The organism is Polaromonas sp. P4_F9 (assembly GCF_056401235.1).
The window spans coordinates 17,044-33,041 of the sequence record NZ_JBFUJT010000009.1 but is presented as its reverse complement, the minus strand read 5'-3'; the positions used below and the strand labels follow the sequence as shown (position 1 = coordinate 33,041).

Genomic DNA, 15,998 nt, shown 5'->3' with positions numbered 1-15,998 from the left:
GGGACCTTCTTTGTCGCGGTGCCCGGGACAGCCTGCGGCTCGGCCCGCGACGCAGCCTGAGATGTGGCCTGCGATGCGGCCTGTGCAGGAGGATTGGTCATGGTGAGACTATCTTCAAACGAAAACGCTTACTTGTACAGCGCCGGCAACCACAACGAGAAAGCCGGCACATAAGTCACGAGCAGCAGGCAGAGACCGAGCGCGCCGTAGAAGGGGGCGATCGAACGCATCACCTGGCCGACCGAGATGCCGCCGATGGCGCAGCCGACGAATTGCACCGTCCCGACCGGCGGCGTGTTCAGCCCGAGCGCGCAGTTGATCAGCATCACGATGCCGAACTGCACCGGGTCCATGCCGAACTGCATCGCAATCGGCATGAAGATCGGCGTGCAGATCAGGATGGTCGCCGCCATGTCGAGAAAGGTGCCGAGCACGAACAGCAGCACATTGATCATCAGGAAGATGACCCAGGGCTCGCTGCTCACCGACTTCATCAGCTCGCCGGTCAGCTGCGGCACCTCGTACAGCGCCATGAAGTAGCCAAAGGCGGCCGAGATGCCAATCAGCAGCAGGACCACACCGGTCGTCTTGCAAGCCTTGGTGCAGGCCTTGAGGAAGTTCTCCCACGTCAGCGTCTTGTAGACAAACACCGTGATCGCCAGCGCCCAGGCCACGGCGATCGATGCCGACTCGGTGGCCGTGAATGCGCCCGACAAAATACCGGCGAGGATGATCACCACCACCAGCAGGCCCGGCAGCGAAGCACCGAAGGCACGCAACACCTCACCCCAGCCGGGGAAAGCGCCGCGTGTGGGGTAGCCGCGCTTGACGGCCACGTAGTAAGCCGCGCCGAGGTTGCACAGGGTCAGGATCACCGCAGGAACCAGGCCCGCGAGGATCAGGCTCAGCACGCTGACCGAGGCGATCCCGGAGGTGGCCAGCGTGAAGATGATCATGTTGTGCGAGGTCGGCATGATGGCGCCGACCAGCGCGGCGTGCGTGGTGACGTTGACCGCATAGTCGGCGTCATAGCCTTCCTTCTTCATCAGCGGGATCATCACCGAGCCCATCGCCGACACGTCAGCCAGTGGCGAGCCAGCGACACCACCGAACAGCGTGCAACCGATCACGTTGCTCATGCCCAGGCCCCCGCGCACGTGGCCGACCAGGCTGTTGGCGAAGCGCACGATGCGCTCGGCAATGCCGCCGTAGAGCATCAGCTCGCCGGCGAAGACAAAAAACGGAATGGCCAGGAACGAGAACACCTGCATGCCGCCAACCATTTTCTGGAACACCACCGCAACCGGAAGACCCGCGGCAATGATGGTGGCCACGGATGACAGACCGATCGCAAACGCGACCGGCACACCAATCACGAGGAAGAGCGTGAAGCTCAGGGCGAGTACGGTCAGTTCCATGCGGGCTCCACTACTTGGCCGCGCAGCAGCGCGATCACATGTTCAATTGAAAACAGGACGATCAGCACGCCGGCAATCACCATCGGCAAATAGTCGATTCCGTCCGGGACGGGCAACATGGGTTTCTTTTCGTCCCATTTCGCGGCCATCCATAACCAGCCGCCGTAGACCATCAGCGCACCAAAGCTGCCAACAAGAAAATGAATCAGTATTTCGATGCGGTGCTGCCATTTCTCGGGCAGCAGCACGACGAGGGACTCCAGGCCAATGTGGCCGGCGTCGCGCACGCCGACCGCCAGGCCGAATGCGGTGACGAACAGCACCAGCAACAGGGCCAGTGCCTCGGCCCAGGTCGGCGTGTCATTGAGAATGTAGCGTCCGATCACCTGCCATTGGACGCACAGGACAACCGCGAGCAGTCCGATCACAGCCAGAGCCAGGCTGACTTTGGACAGCGTCGCGCAAAATTTTGTGTACATGGATTAATCTTTTTCTGACCTGACCGTCCCACCTCCCCGCAAAGGAAGGGAAGACAGGAGCCCCCCGCCTTGCGGCAGGAGGCGTGGCCTGCCCCGCAGGTTTACTTGGTGTCCTGAACCGCCTTGACGAGGCGCTTCATGTCTGGCGTGGTCATGAACTTGTCGTAGACCGGGCCCATCACGGCCTGGAACGACTTCTTGTCCACTTCCACGATCTCGGCGCCAGCAGCCTTGACATTGGCCAATGACTTCGCTTCCTGCTCATCCCACTTCTGGCGCTCAAATGCCACCGACTCCTTGGCCGCCGCGCGGATCATGTCCTGCTCGGCCTTGGGCAGCTTGTCATAGATCACCTTCGACATCACCAGGATCTCGGGCGCCATCGAATGCTCGGTCTTGGAATAGACCTTCACGGCTTCCACGTGCTTGGCCGTATCGAACGACGGAATGTTGTTCTCGGCGGCGTCAATCAGGCCGGTCTTCAGGCCGGTATAGACCTCGCCATAAGGCATGGGCGTGGCGTTGGCGCCCATCGCGCTGACCAGCGCGACCCACAGGTCCGACTGCTGGACGCGGATCTTCAGGCCCTTGGCATCAGCGACGGTCTTGATCGGCTTTTTGGCGTAGATCGAGCGCGCACCGCTGTCATAAAACGCCAGGCCGATGAAACCGGCGGACTCACAGCTCTTCAGGATCTCGTCACCGACCGGGCCGTCGAGCGACTTGCGCATGTGCGCAATGGAGCTGAACAAAAACGGCATCGTCGGCACCTGGGTCAACGGGCAGATGGCGTTCATCGGGCCGACATTGACGCGCGTGAAGTCGAGCGCGCCAATCTTGACCTGGTCGATGGTTTCCTTCTCGCTGCCGAGGGCCTGCTTGTTAAAGACCTTGATCTTGTGCTTGCCGCCGCTCTTTTTCTCGAGCAGTTCACCCATGTACTTGACAGCGGCCACGGTGGGGTAGTCATCGGCGTTGTGCGTATCGGCCGAGCGGAACTCGACGGCCTGGGCAGCACCCATGCCGAGGCCCGCCAGCAAAGCGGCAAGGGCGGCCGAGCGAATAGCCGAAATGCGGGGAGTTCTGTTTGTCATGATGCGATGTCTCCTGAGTTATGGTTGCGCGTTGAAATGGGAAAGCTACTGCGAAAACGGCGTTTCGGCAATGCCGCGAACGCCGGGATGAGCCACGAACACCGCGCCCGCCAGTGCCGGGTCATAGCCCGCCACGGGTTGCGCAGGGGTGATCGTGGTGATGAAAAGCTGGTCTATGCGAGGGCCGCCAAAGCAACACATCGCAGGCTTGGCGGCCGGAACTGCAATGGAGCGGTCCAGCTTGCCGGCGGGCGTGAAGCGGTGAACCAGACCGGCGTCATTGCCGCAAATCCAGTAACAGCCATCCTCGTCGACAGCGGCGCCGTCGGGCCGCCCCGGCAGCGGGTTCATGTCAACAAACACCCGCTGATTAGACGGTGTGCCGCTATCAGTGTCGTAATCAAATGCCCAGATGGTCTGCACTGATGGATGGGAATCCGACAGGTACATGGTGCGCCCGTCCGGGYTGAAAGCCAAGCCATTGGGCGTGATGAAGCCACCCAGGAGTTTTTTTGGTCCGCTGTTCTCGCTGTTCTTTTCAAGGCTGTAGAGGCACCCTGCCGCAGCCCCCAATGCCATGTCGAGCACCATGGTGCCAGCCAGAAAGCGCCCCTGGCGGTCGCAGCGGCCATCGTTGAAGCGCATGCCGGCCTGCGCATGCCGCACCCCGGCCAGCAGCCGGACATCCAGACGGCCGTCTTCATGCGGCTGCAGTTCAAACACACCGGTTTCCATGCCTGCCACCCAGCCGGCCTGCGGACCCCGCGAGGCGATGCAGGCCAGCATTTCGGGCGCCAGCCAGTGGCTGGTACGCCCTGTGTCGGCCTGCCAGCGGCACAGCTTGCGCGCAGGAATATCGACCCAATACAGCGCCTGCTCGTCTGCATGCCATACGGGGCTTTCGCCCGTGGCATTGCGCGCATCGAGCAGTAGCTCGGCCTGCGTCGCACTCGTGATGATGCTCATGCCTTCAATCGCCAAAAGGACCGGCCACGACAAAACCACCGCCCTGGTACTGGGCAACCGGATCGTTCAGATCCGGCTGGGGAGTGCGCGCGTAAACCGCATCGCGGAAAACATCCGAGCTGTCTTTCGGCACATAGCCGATATGGCGTGCGCGGCTGTTGTCCCACCAGGTGACCGCGTTATCCGACATGCCGAAGATGATGCTGTGGCCCAGCACCGGCGTTGTCAGGCAGGCCGTGATGAGGCGGTGCAGGTCGTCATAGCTCAGCCAGGTGGCCAGCATGCGGCGGTCCCTCGGCTCGGGAAATGAAGAGCCGATGCGCACGCAGGCGGTTTCAATGCCGTAGCGGTCAAAGTAGAGGCGTGCCAGGTCTTCCCCAAAAGCCTTGCTCAGCCCATAAAAGCCGTCGGGCCGCGGCGGATGATCCGCAGTGATCGTCTGGTCCTGGCGGTAAAAGCCGGTGACGTGGTTGGAGCTGGCAAACACCACGCGTTTGACGCCGTGTTTGCGCGCAGCCTCGTAGAGGTTGTAGGCGCCCAGGATATTGGCCTGCAGAATGGGCCCGAACGGCCCTTCGACGGACACGCCGCCCAGGTGAACGATGGCATCCACCCCCTTCACCATCTCATTGACGGCCGCCGCATCGGCCAGATCGGCCAGCACCACTTCTTCGCCCGCAGCGGCATCGCCGAAAGGCTGGACATCGGACAGCCGGAGCACCGAACAATTGGCCTTGAGACGCTCGCGCAGGGCTTTGCCCAAACCGCCCGCGGCGCCGGTCAACAGCAGTTTTTCATGAACTTTGATGGTCATTTTTGGCATTCCGGATCCAATTGCCAATTGCAACTGGACTTTTTTTTGAAGTTTGTTAAAGTCAACCCAACATCTCATCAGTCATAGGTTGTCTGACGACTGGAATTCTCCAATCCCTTCTTTAGCTTGTCAACGGTTTTTTAATGAATTCAAGGAAAACCCTTAGCCAACCCGAGCCCGATATGCCGCCCCCTCACGAGGCGCCGCTTCGCATGCGCCGCCCGCGCGGGCTGGTCGGCGAAATCGTTGAAAGCCTGGCCGCCAGCATCCGGGACGGGCAGTTGAAGCCCGGCGCCAAGCTCCCCACCGAGGCGGAAATCATGGCCCGGTTCGATGTCAGCCGCACCGTGGTTCGGGAGTCGCTGTCCAGGCTCCAGGCGTCTGGCCTGGTCGAAACCCGGCATGGCATAGGCACCTTTGTGCTACCGCCGCAAGAGACCGGCAACTTCAAGATCATGGCGGAAGACTTCGCCACGGTGGCCGATGTGATTTCGGTGCTGGAGTTGCGCATCAGCCTTGAAACCGAGGCTGCAGGCCTGGCTGCACAGAGGAGAACGCCTGAAAACCTGCTGGCCATGAAAAATGCACTGCGCGCCTTTCAGGACTCCATCAACGATGACTCCGACGCGGTGCCGCCCGACTTCCAGTTTCATATGGAAGTCGCCCGCTCCACAGGCAACCGGCACTTTGCCGATCTGATGACCTACCTGGGCACCATGATCATTCCGCGCACGCGCGTGAGCATCGTGCACCAGGCGCCAGAGGGCCGCCTGAATTACCTGGAGCGCGTCCACAGCGAGCATGAAAGCATTTACAGCGCGATCAGCAATCAGGATGCCGAGGCCGCACGCGCCGCCATGCGGACACACCTGTCCAACAGCCGCGAACGCCTGCGCCGAGGCAACAACGTGCTCGCGATGCAGACCCCGGAGGGGCGCACGACCCAGGGCTGACTCGTCGCGGCGGTACCGTCACGGCGGCACTTATGAGGGCATAACGGTTGGTGGGTGTGCGAAGTCTATACGTTGTACGACAACATACAACTAAGTGACTTCATCCGCCGACCACCATCGGCCCTGCCCCCGCCTCCAAACACTGCCGCAGTTCCGCGGGCCCCAACGTCCCGATTTCATCAAATACGGCGAATCACCCGCTGGCCCCGCTGTGTCCGCGGCGTTTGATTTCAGGGCTGCTTCATCGGTCAGGTAGCGGCGCCAGCGAACAAGTGGCAGGCAAAAATCAACTGCCCCATTTCTGCATTTCCGTACCGGGGGTGTGATGGAGATGAACACCGGCGTTTCGCTCCCGTCTCCTGCGTAAGCACGCCCCCCCCTCCCCCCGATTCATCCCAAGGGCATTTGCGCCCGGCTCATACGAGCCGCCCCGCCCCTGGTCGCCGCGCTTCCCTCCGATGACCGGGTCCGGATCTTTACTCGATCTGCGGGTAAACACCGAGAAAACAAGCAAGAAAGACAATTGAATTAGTTATGTTTTATAACCACAATTCATTCACTTCGAAAAAAATCTGACCATGACGTCCAACACCTCTTCCACCGACATCCAGCTTGACATTCGCGGCGACCACCAGGAGATCGCGGTGATCCACCTGAGCCGCGCTGCCAAACGCAACGCCGTCAACGACAGCCTGATCCTGGCCTTGCGTGACATCTTCGAAAAACTGCCCACGACCATCCGTGCTGCCGTGATCCACGGCGAAGGCGCGCACTTCTGCGCCGGCCTGGACCTGGGCGAACTGCAGGAGCGCGACGCGGGCCAGGGCATGCACCATTCGCGCATGTGGCACGCCGCGCTCGAACGGGTGCAGTTCGGCCCGGTTCCGGTGATTGCCGCGCTGCAAGGCGCCGTGGTCGGCGGCGGGCTGGAGTTGGCCAGCGCCTGCCACATCCGCGTCGCCGACGAGTCCACCTTCTATGCGCTGCCGGAAGGTTCCCGTGGCATTTTTGTCGGCGGCGGCGGATCGGTCCGTATCCCCAAACTGATCGGCGTCGCACGCATGACCGACATGATGCTGACCGGCCGGGTCTACACCGCGCAAGACGGCGAACGCGCCGGCTTCGCGCAGTACCTGGTGCCCGAAGGCCAGGCCTTTGACAAGGCCATGGAACTGGCCGCGCGTGTGGCGCAAAACGCCCCTCTGACGAATTACGCACTGATGCATGCCCTGCCCCGGATTGCCGAGCAGCCGGCCGAGCAGGGCTACCTGACGGAAGCCTTGATGGCGGCGATTGCCCAAAGCGCGCCGGAGGCCAAGGACCGTGTTCGCGCCTTCCTCGAGGGCCGGGCCGACAAGGTGCAAAAAACCTGACACAGCGCGGCACAACGCGACCACACAACCCAACCCAACCCAACAGCAAAAAAATAAAACGCAACGCCCCCGGAAGAGACAAGCATGACGAGCCCGAAATTTCGCCCCCTGACTTTTGGCGTCACCCGCGTCAATCTGCGCGACGGTGCGCCTGGCGTGCACTACCTGCGCGCCGAGCAACCCCTGCTGGACTACCCCATCCGCATGACGGACCGCATGCAGTACTGGGCGCAGGTGGCGCCCGGCCGCATCTTCATGGCGCGTCGCGAAAAGCTTGCCGATGGCAGCACGGGTAACTGGCGGCATGTGAGCTACGCACAAGCCTGGGCCAGCGCACGCAGTATCGCCCAGGCGCTGGTCAACCGCGGCCTGAGCGCGGAACGCCCGGTGGTCATCCTGTCCGAGAACGACCTCGAACACGCGCTACTGGCGCTGGGCTGCATGGTGGCCGGCGTGCCTTTCGTGCCGACCTCGCCCCCCTACTCCCTCGTCAGCCAGGACTACGACAAACTGCGCCATGTGCTGAAGACGGTCACGCCTGGACTGGTCTTTGCTGCGGACGCCTCACGCTATGGCAAGGCCATCACGGCCACAGTCGGCGCCGACGTGGAGGTCGTGCTGACGGCCGGCGAGATCACCGGGCGTGAGACAACGCCGTTTTCTGACCTGGTTGAAACAATGGCCACGCCGGCCGTGGATGAGGCCATACAGGCTACCGGTCCGGACACCATTGTGAAGTTCCTCTTCACCAGCGGTTCAACCAAACTACCCAAGGCCGTGATCAACACGCAGCGCATGTGGTGCGCCAACCAGCAGCAGATGGCCCAGTCCATGCCAGTGCTGACCGAGGCGCCGCCCGTGCTGGTGGACTGGCTGCCCTGGAACCACACCTTTGGCGGCAACCACAATTTCGGCATGGTCGTGTTCCATGGCGGCACGATGTACATCGACGACGGCAAGCCCACGCCAGCGCTGATGCATGAGACGCTGCGCAATCTGCGCGAAATTGCGCCCACGATCTATTTCAACGTGCCGACCGGCTTCGAGGCCATTGCCGACGCGATGAAGACGGACGACGCCTTGCGTGGCAAGCTGCTGTCGCGCGTCCGCATGTTCTTCTACGCAGGCGCCGCGCTGGCCCAGGCGGTGTGGGACAGCCTGTATGAATCCCAGGAAAAGGAAATCGGCGAGCGCATCGTGATGGCCACGGGCCTTGGCATGACCGAGTCCGGGCCGTTCGCGATTTTCGTGACCAACTCCAGCGTGAAAGCCGGCGACATCGGGGTGCCGGCACCCGGCATGGAACTCAAGCTGGTAGACGTGCAAGGCAAGATCGAGGTGCGCTACAAGGGCCCCAACATCACGCCGGGCTTCTGGCGCGACGCCACGGAGACCGCCAAGGCCTTTGATGAAGAAGGATTTCTCTGCACTGGCGACGCGGTCAAATGGATTGACGAGACCGACATCCACCTGGGCCTCAGGTTCGATGGCCGCATCGCCGAGGACTTCAAGCTCGCCACCGGCACCTTCGTCAGCGTGGGGCCGCTGCGCGGAAAAATCATTGCGGCCGGTGCGCCCTACATTCAGGACGCGGTACTGACTGGGCTCAATATGAAGGAGGTGGGCGCCATGGTGTTTCCTACCCAGGCCGTGAGGGCCTTGAGTGGCCTGGACGCCAACGCGCCCATGGCCGATGTACTGAACAGCCCCGGCGTGCTGGCGCAATTCCAGAAGGTGGTGGATGAGCTCGCACGATCGGCTACCGGTAGCGCCAACCGCATCGCACGCCTGTGTCTGCTGCCAGACCCTCCCACCATTGACCGCGGCGAGATCACCGACAAGGGTTCCATCAACCAGCGCGCCGTGCTGACGCATCGGGCCGAAACCGTGGTGGCCCTGCATGCCGATGAACTGCGCTACATCGTCAAGCCCTCCCTCTGAAAACATCGAAAGCCGCTCATGACCTCCAAAGGATTTTTCAACGCGTTCGACGATGTCTGGATGCTCGATGGCGTTCGCACCCCCCTGGTCGATTACTGCGGTGCCCTGGGCCACGTATCGCCGACCGATCTGGGTATCAAGGCAGCACGCGCCGTGCTGCACCGCGCGGGCGTCAGCGCTGAGCACATCGATTCGGTGATTGCCGGCAACATGGCACCCGGTGACTTTGACCAGTTTGTTCTCCCGCGTCACATCGGCCTGTATGCCGGCGTGCCCATGGAAGTGCCGGCCATCATGGTGCAGCGCATTTGCGGAACGGGTTTTGAGCTGTTTCGCCAGGCGGGGGAACAAATCCAGAGCGGCACTGCCGAGGCCGCGCTGCTGGTCGGCACCGAGAGCATGACACGCAACCCGATTGCAGCGTTTGACCACCGCAACGGCTTCAAGCTCGGCGCGCCAGTGGGCTTCAAGGACTTCATGTGGGAGGCGCTCAAAGACCCGGCGGCCGGCATCAACATGATCCAGACCGCCGAGAACCTGGCGAAGAAATACGGCATCACGCGCGAGCAGGTGGACGAATTCGCCTCGCAGTCATTTGCCAAGGCTGTCGCCGCGCAGCAGGCGGGCTTTCATGCCGGCGAAATTGCACCCGTGGTCACCGAAAAATTTGAACTCGAAGGCTACAAGCCGCGCGGCATCACGCTGCAGGGCAAGATCACCGAGGTGGCGCAGGACACCCACGCCCGCATCTCCCCGCCCGAAGTGCTGGCCAAACTCCGCCCCGTGTATGAAGGCGGCGTGCAGACCGGCGGCAACAGCGCGGCGCTGGTCGATGCCGCTGCCGCGGCCATCGTGGCGTCTGGCAACTATGCCAGGGCCCATGACAAAAAGCCACTCGCACGCGTGGTCGCCGCAGCCGCCGTGGGCGTGCCGCCCGAGATCATGGGCATAGGCCCGGCACCCGCGATCCGCCTGCTGCTGGCGCGCTGCGGACTCACATTGGACCAGATTGGCCGTTTCGAGATCAACGAAGCCCAGGGTGCGCAGACGCTGGCCGTGGGCCGCGAACTGGGGCTGGACATGACCAGGCTCAACGTCAACGGCGGCGCCATCGCACTGGGCCACCCGCTGGCCGCTACCGGTGTGCGCCTGACCATCACGCTGGCGCGCGAGATGCAGCGTGCCGGCGTGCGTTACGGCATCTCGTCGGCCTGCGTCGGTGGTGGACAAGGCATTGCGCTGCTTCTGGAAAACCCGGGCGCGGCCTGACGAGCATTGGACGCATTGGACATCTCCTCCTGTAAATGCCCTTGCGTCACTAAATAGCAAACCAGTAGCAAACCAGAATTTTTGAAAGCCTGACATGAATATTCAAGGACAAGCCGCCCTTGTCACGGGCGGCGGCTCCGGGCTCGGCGAAGCCACTGCGCGCGAACTCGCCGGCCTGGGCGCAAAAGTCGCAGTGCTTGACGTCAACCTCGCCAACGCTGACAAGGTGGCCGCCGAGATCAACGCGGCGCATGGGGATGGCAGCGCCGTCGCCTGCCAATGCGACATCACCAACACCGAGAGCCTGCAGGCAGCCATGGCCAAAGCCACTGCCGCGCATGGCCCGGCCCGCATCCTGATGAGCATTGCCGGCATTGGCAGTGCCAGGCGCGTGGTCAGCCGCGACGGCTCACCCGCTCCGCTGGAGGACTTTGTGCGCGTGGTGAGCGTCAACCTGGTCGGCACCTACAACGCAGCCCGCCTGTTTGCGGCAGAGTGCGCCAAGCTGGCACCGCTGGAAGACGGCGAGCGCGGCGTGATGGTATTCACCGCCTCGGTGGCCGCCTTTGATGGCCAGGTCGGCCAGCAAGCCTACAGCGCGTCCAAGAGTGGGGTCGTCGGCATGACCTTGCCCATGGCCCGCGATCTGGCGCTGCACGGCATTCGGGTTTGCACCATCGCCCCCGGCCTGTTTGCGACACCGCTGATGAGAGCCCTGCCCGAGCCGGTGCAGCAGTCGCTGGCCGAGAGCATCCCGTTTCCTCCGCGCTTGGGCAAACCGGAAGAGTTCGCCCAACTGGCCAGCCACATCGTCACCAACATGCACCTGAACGGCGAAGTGATTCGTCTCGACGGCGCTCTGCGCATGGCGCCACGCTGACCCGGGAGCCCCTCATGAGCAAAACCACCGTCTACGACATCAAAGTGCAGTTCGGCGACTGCGACCCTGCCGGCATCGTGTTCTTTCCCAACTTTTCGAAATGGATGGACGCCGCCTCGCTGCACTTTTTCATGGAGTGCGGCGTGCCCCCCTGGCGTGAACTCGTCAAGACCACCGGCATCGTCGGCACGCCCCTGCTGGAGATCCACACCAGGTTCATGCGCCCCGCCACCTACGGCCAGACGCTGCACATCCACACCAGCATCGAGGAGTGGCGCGACAAGGTGTTCATCCAGAAACACATCGTCAAGCGCGGCGAAGAAGTGCTGTGCGAAGGCCGCGAAACCCGCGCCTTCGTGGTCCGCCCAGCGGGCGAACCCGACCGCATCAAGGCCATCCCGATTCCGGAAGACATCAAGGCCAGGTGCTGTGAGTAGCTGAGCCCATTGATCTTCAAGAACCTGCTTTTTTAAATCAACGAGACCAGCCCGTGACGACACACCGCGCCGCCTGCCTGCAACCAGACGTGGCGCGCAGCATGGCGCAATCGGCCGATCTGCTCGGGACGGACGCCGAGGAATGGCGCCGCCTGATCAAGACCCTGGGCCTTTTCGCCGAGTCTTGATGCGCTTGCGTTCCACGAGTCCATTCACTTCCCTCGCTTCCCCTGCCTACCTAACTACAAGGAGACATTTCATGCAAACACGTCGCAATTTCATTCAGACCTCGGCGGCGCTCGCAGCAGCGACCGCCGGCCTCGCGCCTTTTTCCGCCTTCGCGCAGGCGCTGGAGCAGGTCAAGATTCTTTATGGCTTTCCGGCCGGCAGCTCAGGCGACATTTGCGCGCGCCGCGTGGGCGACAGGCTCGGTGGTACCGCTTACGCCAAAAACAACGCAATCGTGGACACCAAGGCCGGAGCCGGTGGCCGCATTGCGCTGGAAGGGCTCAAGATGGCCGCGGCGGACGGGTCCGTCCTGGCGATGACACCGTTCTCATGCATGTCGCTGTATCCGCACATCTACAAAAAACTGGCGTATGACCCGTTCAAGGACTTTGTACCTGTAGGGACCGCCTCCGTGATGCATCATGGCCTGGCTGTCGGGCCCCTTGTGCCAGGCTCGGTCAAGAACGTCCAGGACTTTCTCGCATGGGCCAGGGCCAACCCGAAAGACGCCAGCTATGGCTCACCCGCGGCCGGCTCAACCCCTCACTTCATTGGTGCCTTGCTGGGCATGAACAACAACGTTGAGCTCAAGCACGTGCCCTACCGTGGGTCAGTGCCTGGCGTGACCGATGTTGTTGGCGGACAGCTCGCCGCGATGGTCACACCGCACGGCGATTTCATTCCCAACCACAAGGCCGGCAAGCTGCGCCTCCTGGCAACATCCGGAAAACAGCGTTCACCGTTCGTACCCGAAGTCGCTACCTTCGCCGAGCAGGGCTTTGCCGACCTGACAGTCGAAGAGTGGTTCGGTTTTTACGCGCCTGCGAAAACCCCCGCAGCCGTTATTGCGGCAGCCAACGCGGCGATCAACCTCGCGATCAAGGACAAATCCGTCATTGATTCGTTGACGGTGGTGGGACTGATCCCGTTTGGCGGCAGCCCTGAAGACATGGCACGCAGCCAAAAACTGGAGTTTGACCGCTGGGGTCCGCTGATCAAAAAAATCGGCTTCACTGCCGAATCCTGATGCCTGACTCATGTCTGGCTGATGTCTGACTGACTGACGAGTCGCGACGGCGATCCATGCACTACCAGCCCACTGTTGCGATGCTGCAGGGGGTTCAAATTTCAGCTGCTAGAGGCCAATGACATTCCGGGAACTTGTGAATCCGCTGAAAGATTCAGTTGCCAATGAGCAACGACATTCCAGGAATGGCCTGGTCGAAAAATCAACCACTACCACCACGAGACAAGCATGAAAATTTCCTCCCTCATCACCCTGACCGGACTGGCCGGACTGGCCACTGCAGGTGCTGTTCAAGCGCAAAGTGTCAGCCTTTACGGCATCTTCGATGCTGGCGTCGAGTCTGTCAGCAACGTCGCGCCGGCTGGCGGCCGCATCACGCGCATGCCCTCCAATACCGGCATCCTTCCTTCCCGGGTGGGCATGCGTGGCACAGAAGATCTTGGCGCTGGCTTGAGCGCCATCTACACGCTTGAAATGGGTTTTGCCCCGGACACCGGCGCTTCGGGCCAAGGTGGCCGTCTATTCGGACGCCAGTCGACGGTGGGACTCAGTGGTGATTGGGGCGCTGTCACGCTGGGCCGTCAATGGACCATGCTGTTCTGGTCCCTGCTGGATTCGGATATTGTGGGGCCCAGCATCTATGGACTCGGCTCTCTGGACAGCTACATCCCCAATTCACGCATCGATAATTCAATAGCGTACAAAGGCAAATTCAGCGACTTCACCGTAGGCGCTACCTACAGCCTGGGCCGTGACACCGTCAATGCCGGCCCCTCGCCCGCTGGAACCAATTGCCCCGGCGAGAGCGGGACCGACTCCCAGGCCTGCCGCGAGTGGTCGGCCATGGTGAAATACGACACCAAGACCTGGGGCGCAGCATTGGCTTATGACACACTGAACGGCCGCACGCCTGCCAGCGCCACGGATGTGGTGCTGCCTGCCGGCCTGACCAGCAGTTCCAAATCCGACTCCCGGCTGACGGTGAACGGATACGTGAATCTGGCCAGCGTCAAGGTCGGCGGTGGTGTCATTCGCCGCAACAACGACGGCAGCGCGACGCGACCCAAAAGCGACCTTTGGTACGTCGCAGCCGCTTACCCAGTCTCTCCGGCCTGGACGATTGACGGAACTCTCGCCAAGCTGAACTACAAGAACGTCGACAACTTTGACTCCACCCTGCTGGCGGTGCGATCGCTGTACAAGCTGTCCAAACGCACGACCTTGTACGCTCAAATCGGCACGATTCGCAACGATAGCCAGACCAACGTTTCTGTCAGTGGCGGTGCACCTGGCAGCAACCCCGCTTTGGGTGGATCGCAGACCGGGACGATGGTGGGCATCAACCACAGGTTCTAAGCGCAGAGACCTTTGCGCATGAACTACCAGCCCCATCTGCACGATATCTGCTTCATTCTTCACGATGTGCTCAAGGCCCCTGCGCAGCTGCAGGCGCTTGAGCCCCATGCGGACTGCGATATCGAGCTGATGCGGCAGGTGCTGGACGAGGCGGGGAAATTCGTCACGCAAGAGGTCGCGCCCCTGCAAGGCGTCGGTGATGCCATCGGCTGCAAGTTTGTCGACGGGACGGTCATCGCACCGCCAGGGTTCAAGGACGCTTACCAGGCTTTCTGGCAAGCGGGTTGGCCCGCGCTGGCGTGCGCGCCCGAAGATGGCGGCCAGGGCCTGCCCGCCCTGCTTGAAGCCGTGCTCTATGAAATGCTCAGCGCCGCCAACCACGGCTGGACCATGGCGCCGGGCCTGCTGCACGGCGCCTACGAGTGCCTGAAGCACCATGGCAGCGACGACCTGAAGGCGCGTTACCTGACCAAAATCGCCACCGGCGAATGGCTGGCGACCATGTGCCTGACGGAACCCCACGCGGGCAGCGACCTCGGCCTGCTGCGCACCAAGGCCATGCCGCAGCCCGATGGCAGTTTCATGCTCAGCGGCACCAAAATCTTCATCTCCGGCGGAGAGCATGACCTGACCGACAATATCGTGCACTTGGTGCTGGCCCGTTTGCCCGATGCGCCACCCGGCCCGAAAGGCCTGTCGCTGTTCGTGGTGCCGAAATTCATGCCGGATGGCACGCCCAGCCCGGTGCATTGCGAACGCATCGAGGAAAAGATGGGTTTGCACGGCAGCCCCACCTGCGTCATGCGCTTTGATGACGCCACAGGCTGGATCGTCGGCGAGCCCGGCCGTGGCCTGAACGCCATGTTCGTGATGATGAACGCCGCCCGGCTGCATGTGGCGCTGCAGGGCATCGGCCTGCTCGACGCCGCATGGCAGAAAGCCGACGCCTACACCCGTGAGCGCCGGCAGATGCGCGTACCCGGCCCGCGCAAAAGTGCCGAGGCTGCTGATTTGATTGCCGGGCATCCCGCCATCCGCCGCATCCTGGACACCCAACGCGCCTGGATCGACGGCGGCCGCCTGCTGGCCTACAAGACCGGCATCGAACTCGACATCGCCAGGCACCATCCCGATGCCGCGCGCCGGGGCAGCGCCCAGCGCTGGTGCAGCCTGGTCACGCCAGTGCTCAAAGCCGCACTCACCAGCCAGGCCTTCCACGGCGCCAGCGAATGCCTGCAGGTATTCGGCGGCCATGGCTACGTGAAGGAATGGGGGATCGAGCAGATCGTGCGCGACTCGCGCGTGACCATGATCTACGAAGGCACGAACGAGGTCCAGGCCATTGACCTGCTGGTGCGCAAAGTGTTGCCGGATGGTGGCGCGGCCCTGTTAGCGCTGCTGCAGGAGCTGGGTGACGAACTGGATGCCGGTAACGCCGCGCACGCCGAGCTGTTGGGCCGCTTCGCCGGGCTGCGCCTGCTCGCTTCTGAACTGGCGCAGGCCGCTCCCGGCAGCCCCGAACTGCCCTACTGGGTTGCAGACGACTACCTGCGCGCGCTCACACTGGCACTGCTGGGCTGGGCCTGGAGCCAGATCGAATCAGCCGTGACGCCTCCGGCCTCCGGCGACGATGCCGGGCGCTGGACGGCGCCCGCAACTGCCCTGCGCCGCTGGGTGCTCCCGGAATTCGACATGCGCATGCGTATCATCAGGGACAGGCTGGACACCACGTAAATCTGAAACTGAACCGGCCGGAACCTTCT

15 protein-coding genes are annotated in these 15,998 nt (G+C 62.5%); 10 read left to right on the top strand and 5 right to left on the bottom strand.

Annotated features, from left to right (window positions below; all coding sequences use genetic code 11):
* Nucleotides 1-128 precede the first annotated feature (128 nt).
* From AC1DUB_RS09770 to AC1DUB_RS09750, 5 genes are all read right to left on the bottom strand, one after another.
* Complete coding sequence (locus tag AC1DUB_RS09770; RefSeq protein ID WP_477717475.1) at nucleotides 129-1,418, bottom strand: TRAP transporter large permease; 1,290 nt, start codon at nucleotides 1,416-1,418, stop codon at nucleotides 129-131.
* Entirely contained in the window at nucleotides 1,409-1,897 is a 489-nt protein-coding gene (locus AC1DUB_RS09765; RefSeq protein ID WP_477717476.1) for a TRAP transporter small permease, read from the bottom strand. The genes AC1DUB_RS09770 and AC1DUB_RS09765 overlap by 10 nt, the downstream gene beginning before the upstream one ends.
* 101 nt (nucleotides 1,898-1,998) lie before the next feature.
* Entirely contained in the window at nucleotides 1,999-2,991 is a 993-nt protein-coding gene (locus tag AC1DUB_RS09760) for a TRAP transporter substrate-binding protein (RefSeq protein ID WP_477717477.1), read from the bottom strand.
* A 45-nt stretch (nucleotides 2,992-3,036) separates the two neighbouring features.
* Nucleotides 3,037-3,957: an SMP-30/gluconolactonase/LRE family protein gene (locus AC1DUB_RS09755; protein ID WP_477729392.1), complete on the bottom strand. Its 921-nt coding sequence runs from the start codon at nucleotides 3,955-3,957 to the stop codon at nucleotides 3,037-3,039.
* A gap of 4 nt (nucleotides 3,958-3,961) precedes the next feature.
* The gene (locus AC1DUB_RS09750) at nucleotides 3,962-4,771 is read right to left on the bottom strand and encodes an NAD-dependent epimerase/dehydratase family protein (RefSeq protein WP_477717479.1); all 810 of its coding nucleotides are present in this window, start codon (nucleotides 4,769-4,771) and stop codon (nucleotides 3,962-3,964) included.
* 182 nt (nucleotides 4,772-4,953) lie between these two features.
* Between AC1DUB_RS09750 and AC1DUB_RS09745 the strand changes: the two genes are divergently transcribed.
* The 10 genes from AC1DUB_RS09745 (at nucleotide 4,954) to AC1DUB_RS09700 (ending at nucleotide 15,969) form a co-directional block, all read left to right on the top strand.
* A complete protein-coding gene (locus AC1DUB_RS09745) occupies nucleotides 4,954-5,724 on the top strand; it encodes a FadR/GntR family transcriptional regulator (RefSeq protein WP_477717480.1) in 771 nt (256 codons plus the stop codon).
* A gap of 578 nt (nucleotides 5,725-6,302) precedes the next feature.
* Nucleotides 6,303-7,097 carry a crotonase/enoyl-CoA hydratase family protein gene (locus tag AC1DUB_RS09740; protein WP_477729391.1) on the top strand — a complete coding sequence of 265 codons (795 nt, stop codon included), beginning with the start codon at nucleotides 6,303-6,305 and terminating at the stop codon, nucleotides 7,095-7,097.
* An 84-nt stretch (nucleotides 7,098-7,181) separates the two neighbouring features.
* A complete protein-coding gene (locus tag AC1DUB_RS09735) occupies nucleotides 7,182-9,038 on the top strand; it encodes a feruloyl-CoA synthase (RefSeq protein ID WP_477729390.1) in 1,857 nt (618 codons plus the stop codon).
* An 18-nt stretch (nucleotides 9,039-9,056) separates the two neighbouring features.
* Nucleotides 9,057-10,307, top strand: a complete 1,251-nt coding sequence (locus AC1DUB_RS09730; RefSeq protein ID WP_477717483.1) for a thiolase family protein — start codon at nucleotides 9,057-9,059, stop codon at nucleotides 10,305-10,307.
* A gap of 94 nt (nucleotides 10,308-10,401) precedes the next feature.
* Complete coding sequence (locus AC1DUB_RS09725) at nucleotides 10,402-11,187, top strand: SDR family NAD(P)-dependent oxidoreductase (RefSeq protein ID WP_477729389.1); 786 nt, start codon at nucleotides 10,402-10,404, stop codon at nucleotides 11,185-11,187.
* A gap of 14 nt (nucleotides 11,188-11,201) precedes the next feature.
* Complete coding sequence (locus AC1DUB_RS09720; protein WP_477729388.1) at nucleotides 11,202-11,624, top strand: acyl-CoA thioesterase; 423 nt, start codon at nucleotides 11,202-11,204, stop codon at nucleotides 11,622-11,624.
* Between the two features lie 53 nt (nucleotides 11,625-11,677).
* Nucleotides 11,678-11,812 (top strand): hypothetical protein, encoded by a 135-nt coding sequence (locus AC1DUB_RS09715; RefSeq protein ID WP_477729387.1) that lies wholly within the window; start codon nucleotides 11,678-11,680, stop codon nucleotides 11,810-11,812.
* Nucleotides 11,813-11,883: 71 nt separating this feature from the next.
* Nucleotides 11,884-12,879 carry a Bug family tripartite tricarboxylate transporter substrate binding protein gene (locus AC1DUB_RS09710; protein ID WP_477729386.1) on the top strand — a complete coding sequence of 332 codons (996 nt, stop codon included), beginning with the start codon at nucleotides 11,884-11,886 and terminating at the stop codon, nucleotides 12,877-12,879.
* Nucleotides 12,880-13,107: 228 nt separating this feature from the next.
* On the top strand, nucleotides 13,108-14,235 hold the full coding sequence (locus tag AC1DUB_RS09705) for a porin (protein ID WP_477729385.1): 1,128 nt from the start codon (nucleotides 13,108-13,110) through the stop codon (nucleotides 14,233-14,235).
* 18 nt (nucleotides 14,236-14,253) lie between these two features.
* Nucleotides 14,254-15,969, top strand: coding sequence for an acyl-CoA dehydrogenase family protein (locus AC1DUB_RS09700; protein ID WP_477729384.1), 1,716 nt, complete (start codon nucleotides 14,254-14,256; stop codon nucleotides 15,967-15,969).
* Nucleotides 15,970-15,998 lie beyond the last annotated feature (29 nt).

Bases quoted from the DNA above. Each gene is read 5' to 3' on its own strand.
- AC1DUB_RS09770 (WP_477717475.1), bottom strand. From the start codon at position 1,418: ATGGAACTGACCGTACTCGCCCTGAGCTTCACGCTCTTCCTCGTGATT.
- AC1DUB_RS09765 (WP_477717476.1), bottom strand. From the start codon at position 1,897: ATGTACACAAAATTTTGCGCGACGCTGTCCAAAGTCAGCCTGGCTCTG.
- AC1DUB_RS09760 (WP_477717477.1), bottom strand. From the start codon at position 2,991: ATGACAAACAGAACTCCCCGCATTTCGGCTATTCGCTCGGCCGCCCTT.
- AC1DUB_RS09750 (WP_477717479.1), bottom strand. From the start codon at position 4,771: ATGACCATCAAAGTTCATGAAAAACTGCTGTTGACCGGCGCCGCGGGC.
- AC1DUB_RS09745 (WP_477717480.1), top strand. From the start codon at position 4,954: ATGCCGCCCCCTCACGAGGCGCCGCTTCGCATGCGCCGCCCGCGCGGG.
- AC1DUB_RS09740 (WP_477729391.1), top strand. From the start codon at position 6,303: ATGACGTCCAACACCTCTTCCACCGACATCCAGCTTGACATTCGCGGC.
- AC1DUB_RS09735 (WP_477729390.1), top strand. From the start codon at position 7,182: ATGACGAGCCCGAAATTTCGCCCCCTGACTTTTGGCGTCACCCGCGTC.
- AC1DUB_RS09730 (WP_477717483.1), top strand. From the start codon at position 9,057: ATGACCTCCAAAGGATTTTTCAACGCGTTCGACGATGTCTGGATGCTC.
- AC1DUB_RS09725 (WP_477729389.1), top strand. From the start codon at position 10,402: ATGAATATTCAAGGACAAGCCGCCCTTGTCACGGGCGGCGGCTCCGGG.
- AC1DUB_RS09720 (WP_477729388.1), top strand. From the start codon at position 11,202: ATGAGCAAAACCACCGTCTACGACATCAAAGTGCAGTTCGGCGACTGC.
- AC1DUB_RS09710 (WP_477729386.1), top strand. From the start codon at position 11,884: ATGCAAACACGTCGCAATTTCATTCAGACCTCGGCGGCGCTCGCAGCA.
- AC1DUB_RS09705 (WP_477729385.1), top strand. From the start codon at position 13,108: ATGAAAATTTCCTCCCTCATCACCCTGACCGGACTGGCCGGACTGGCC.
- AC1DUB_RS09700 (WP_477729384.1), top strand. From the start codon at position 14,254: ATGAACTACCAGCCCCATCTGCACGATATCTGCTTCATTCTTCACGAT.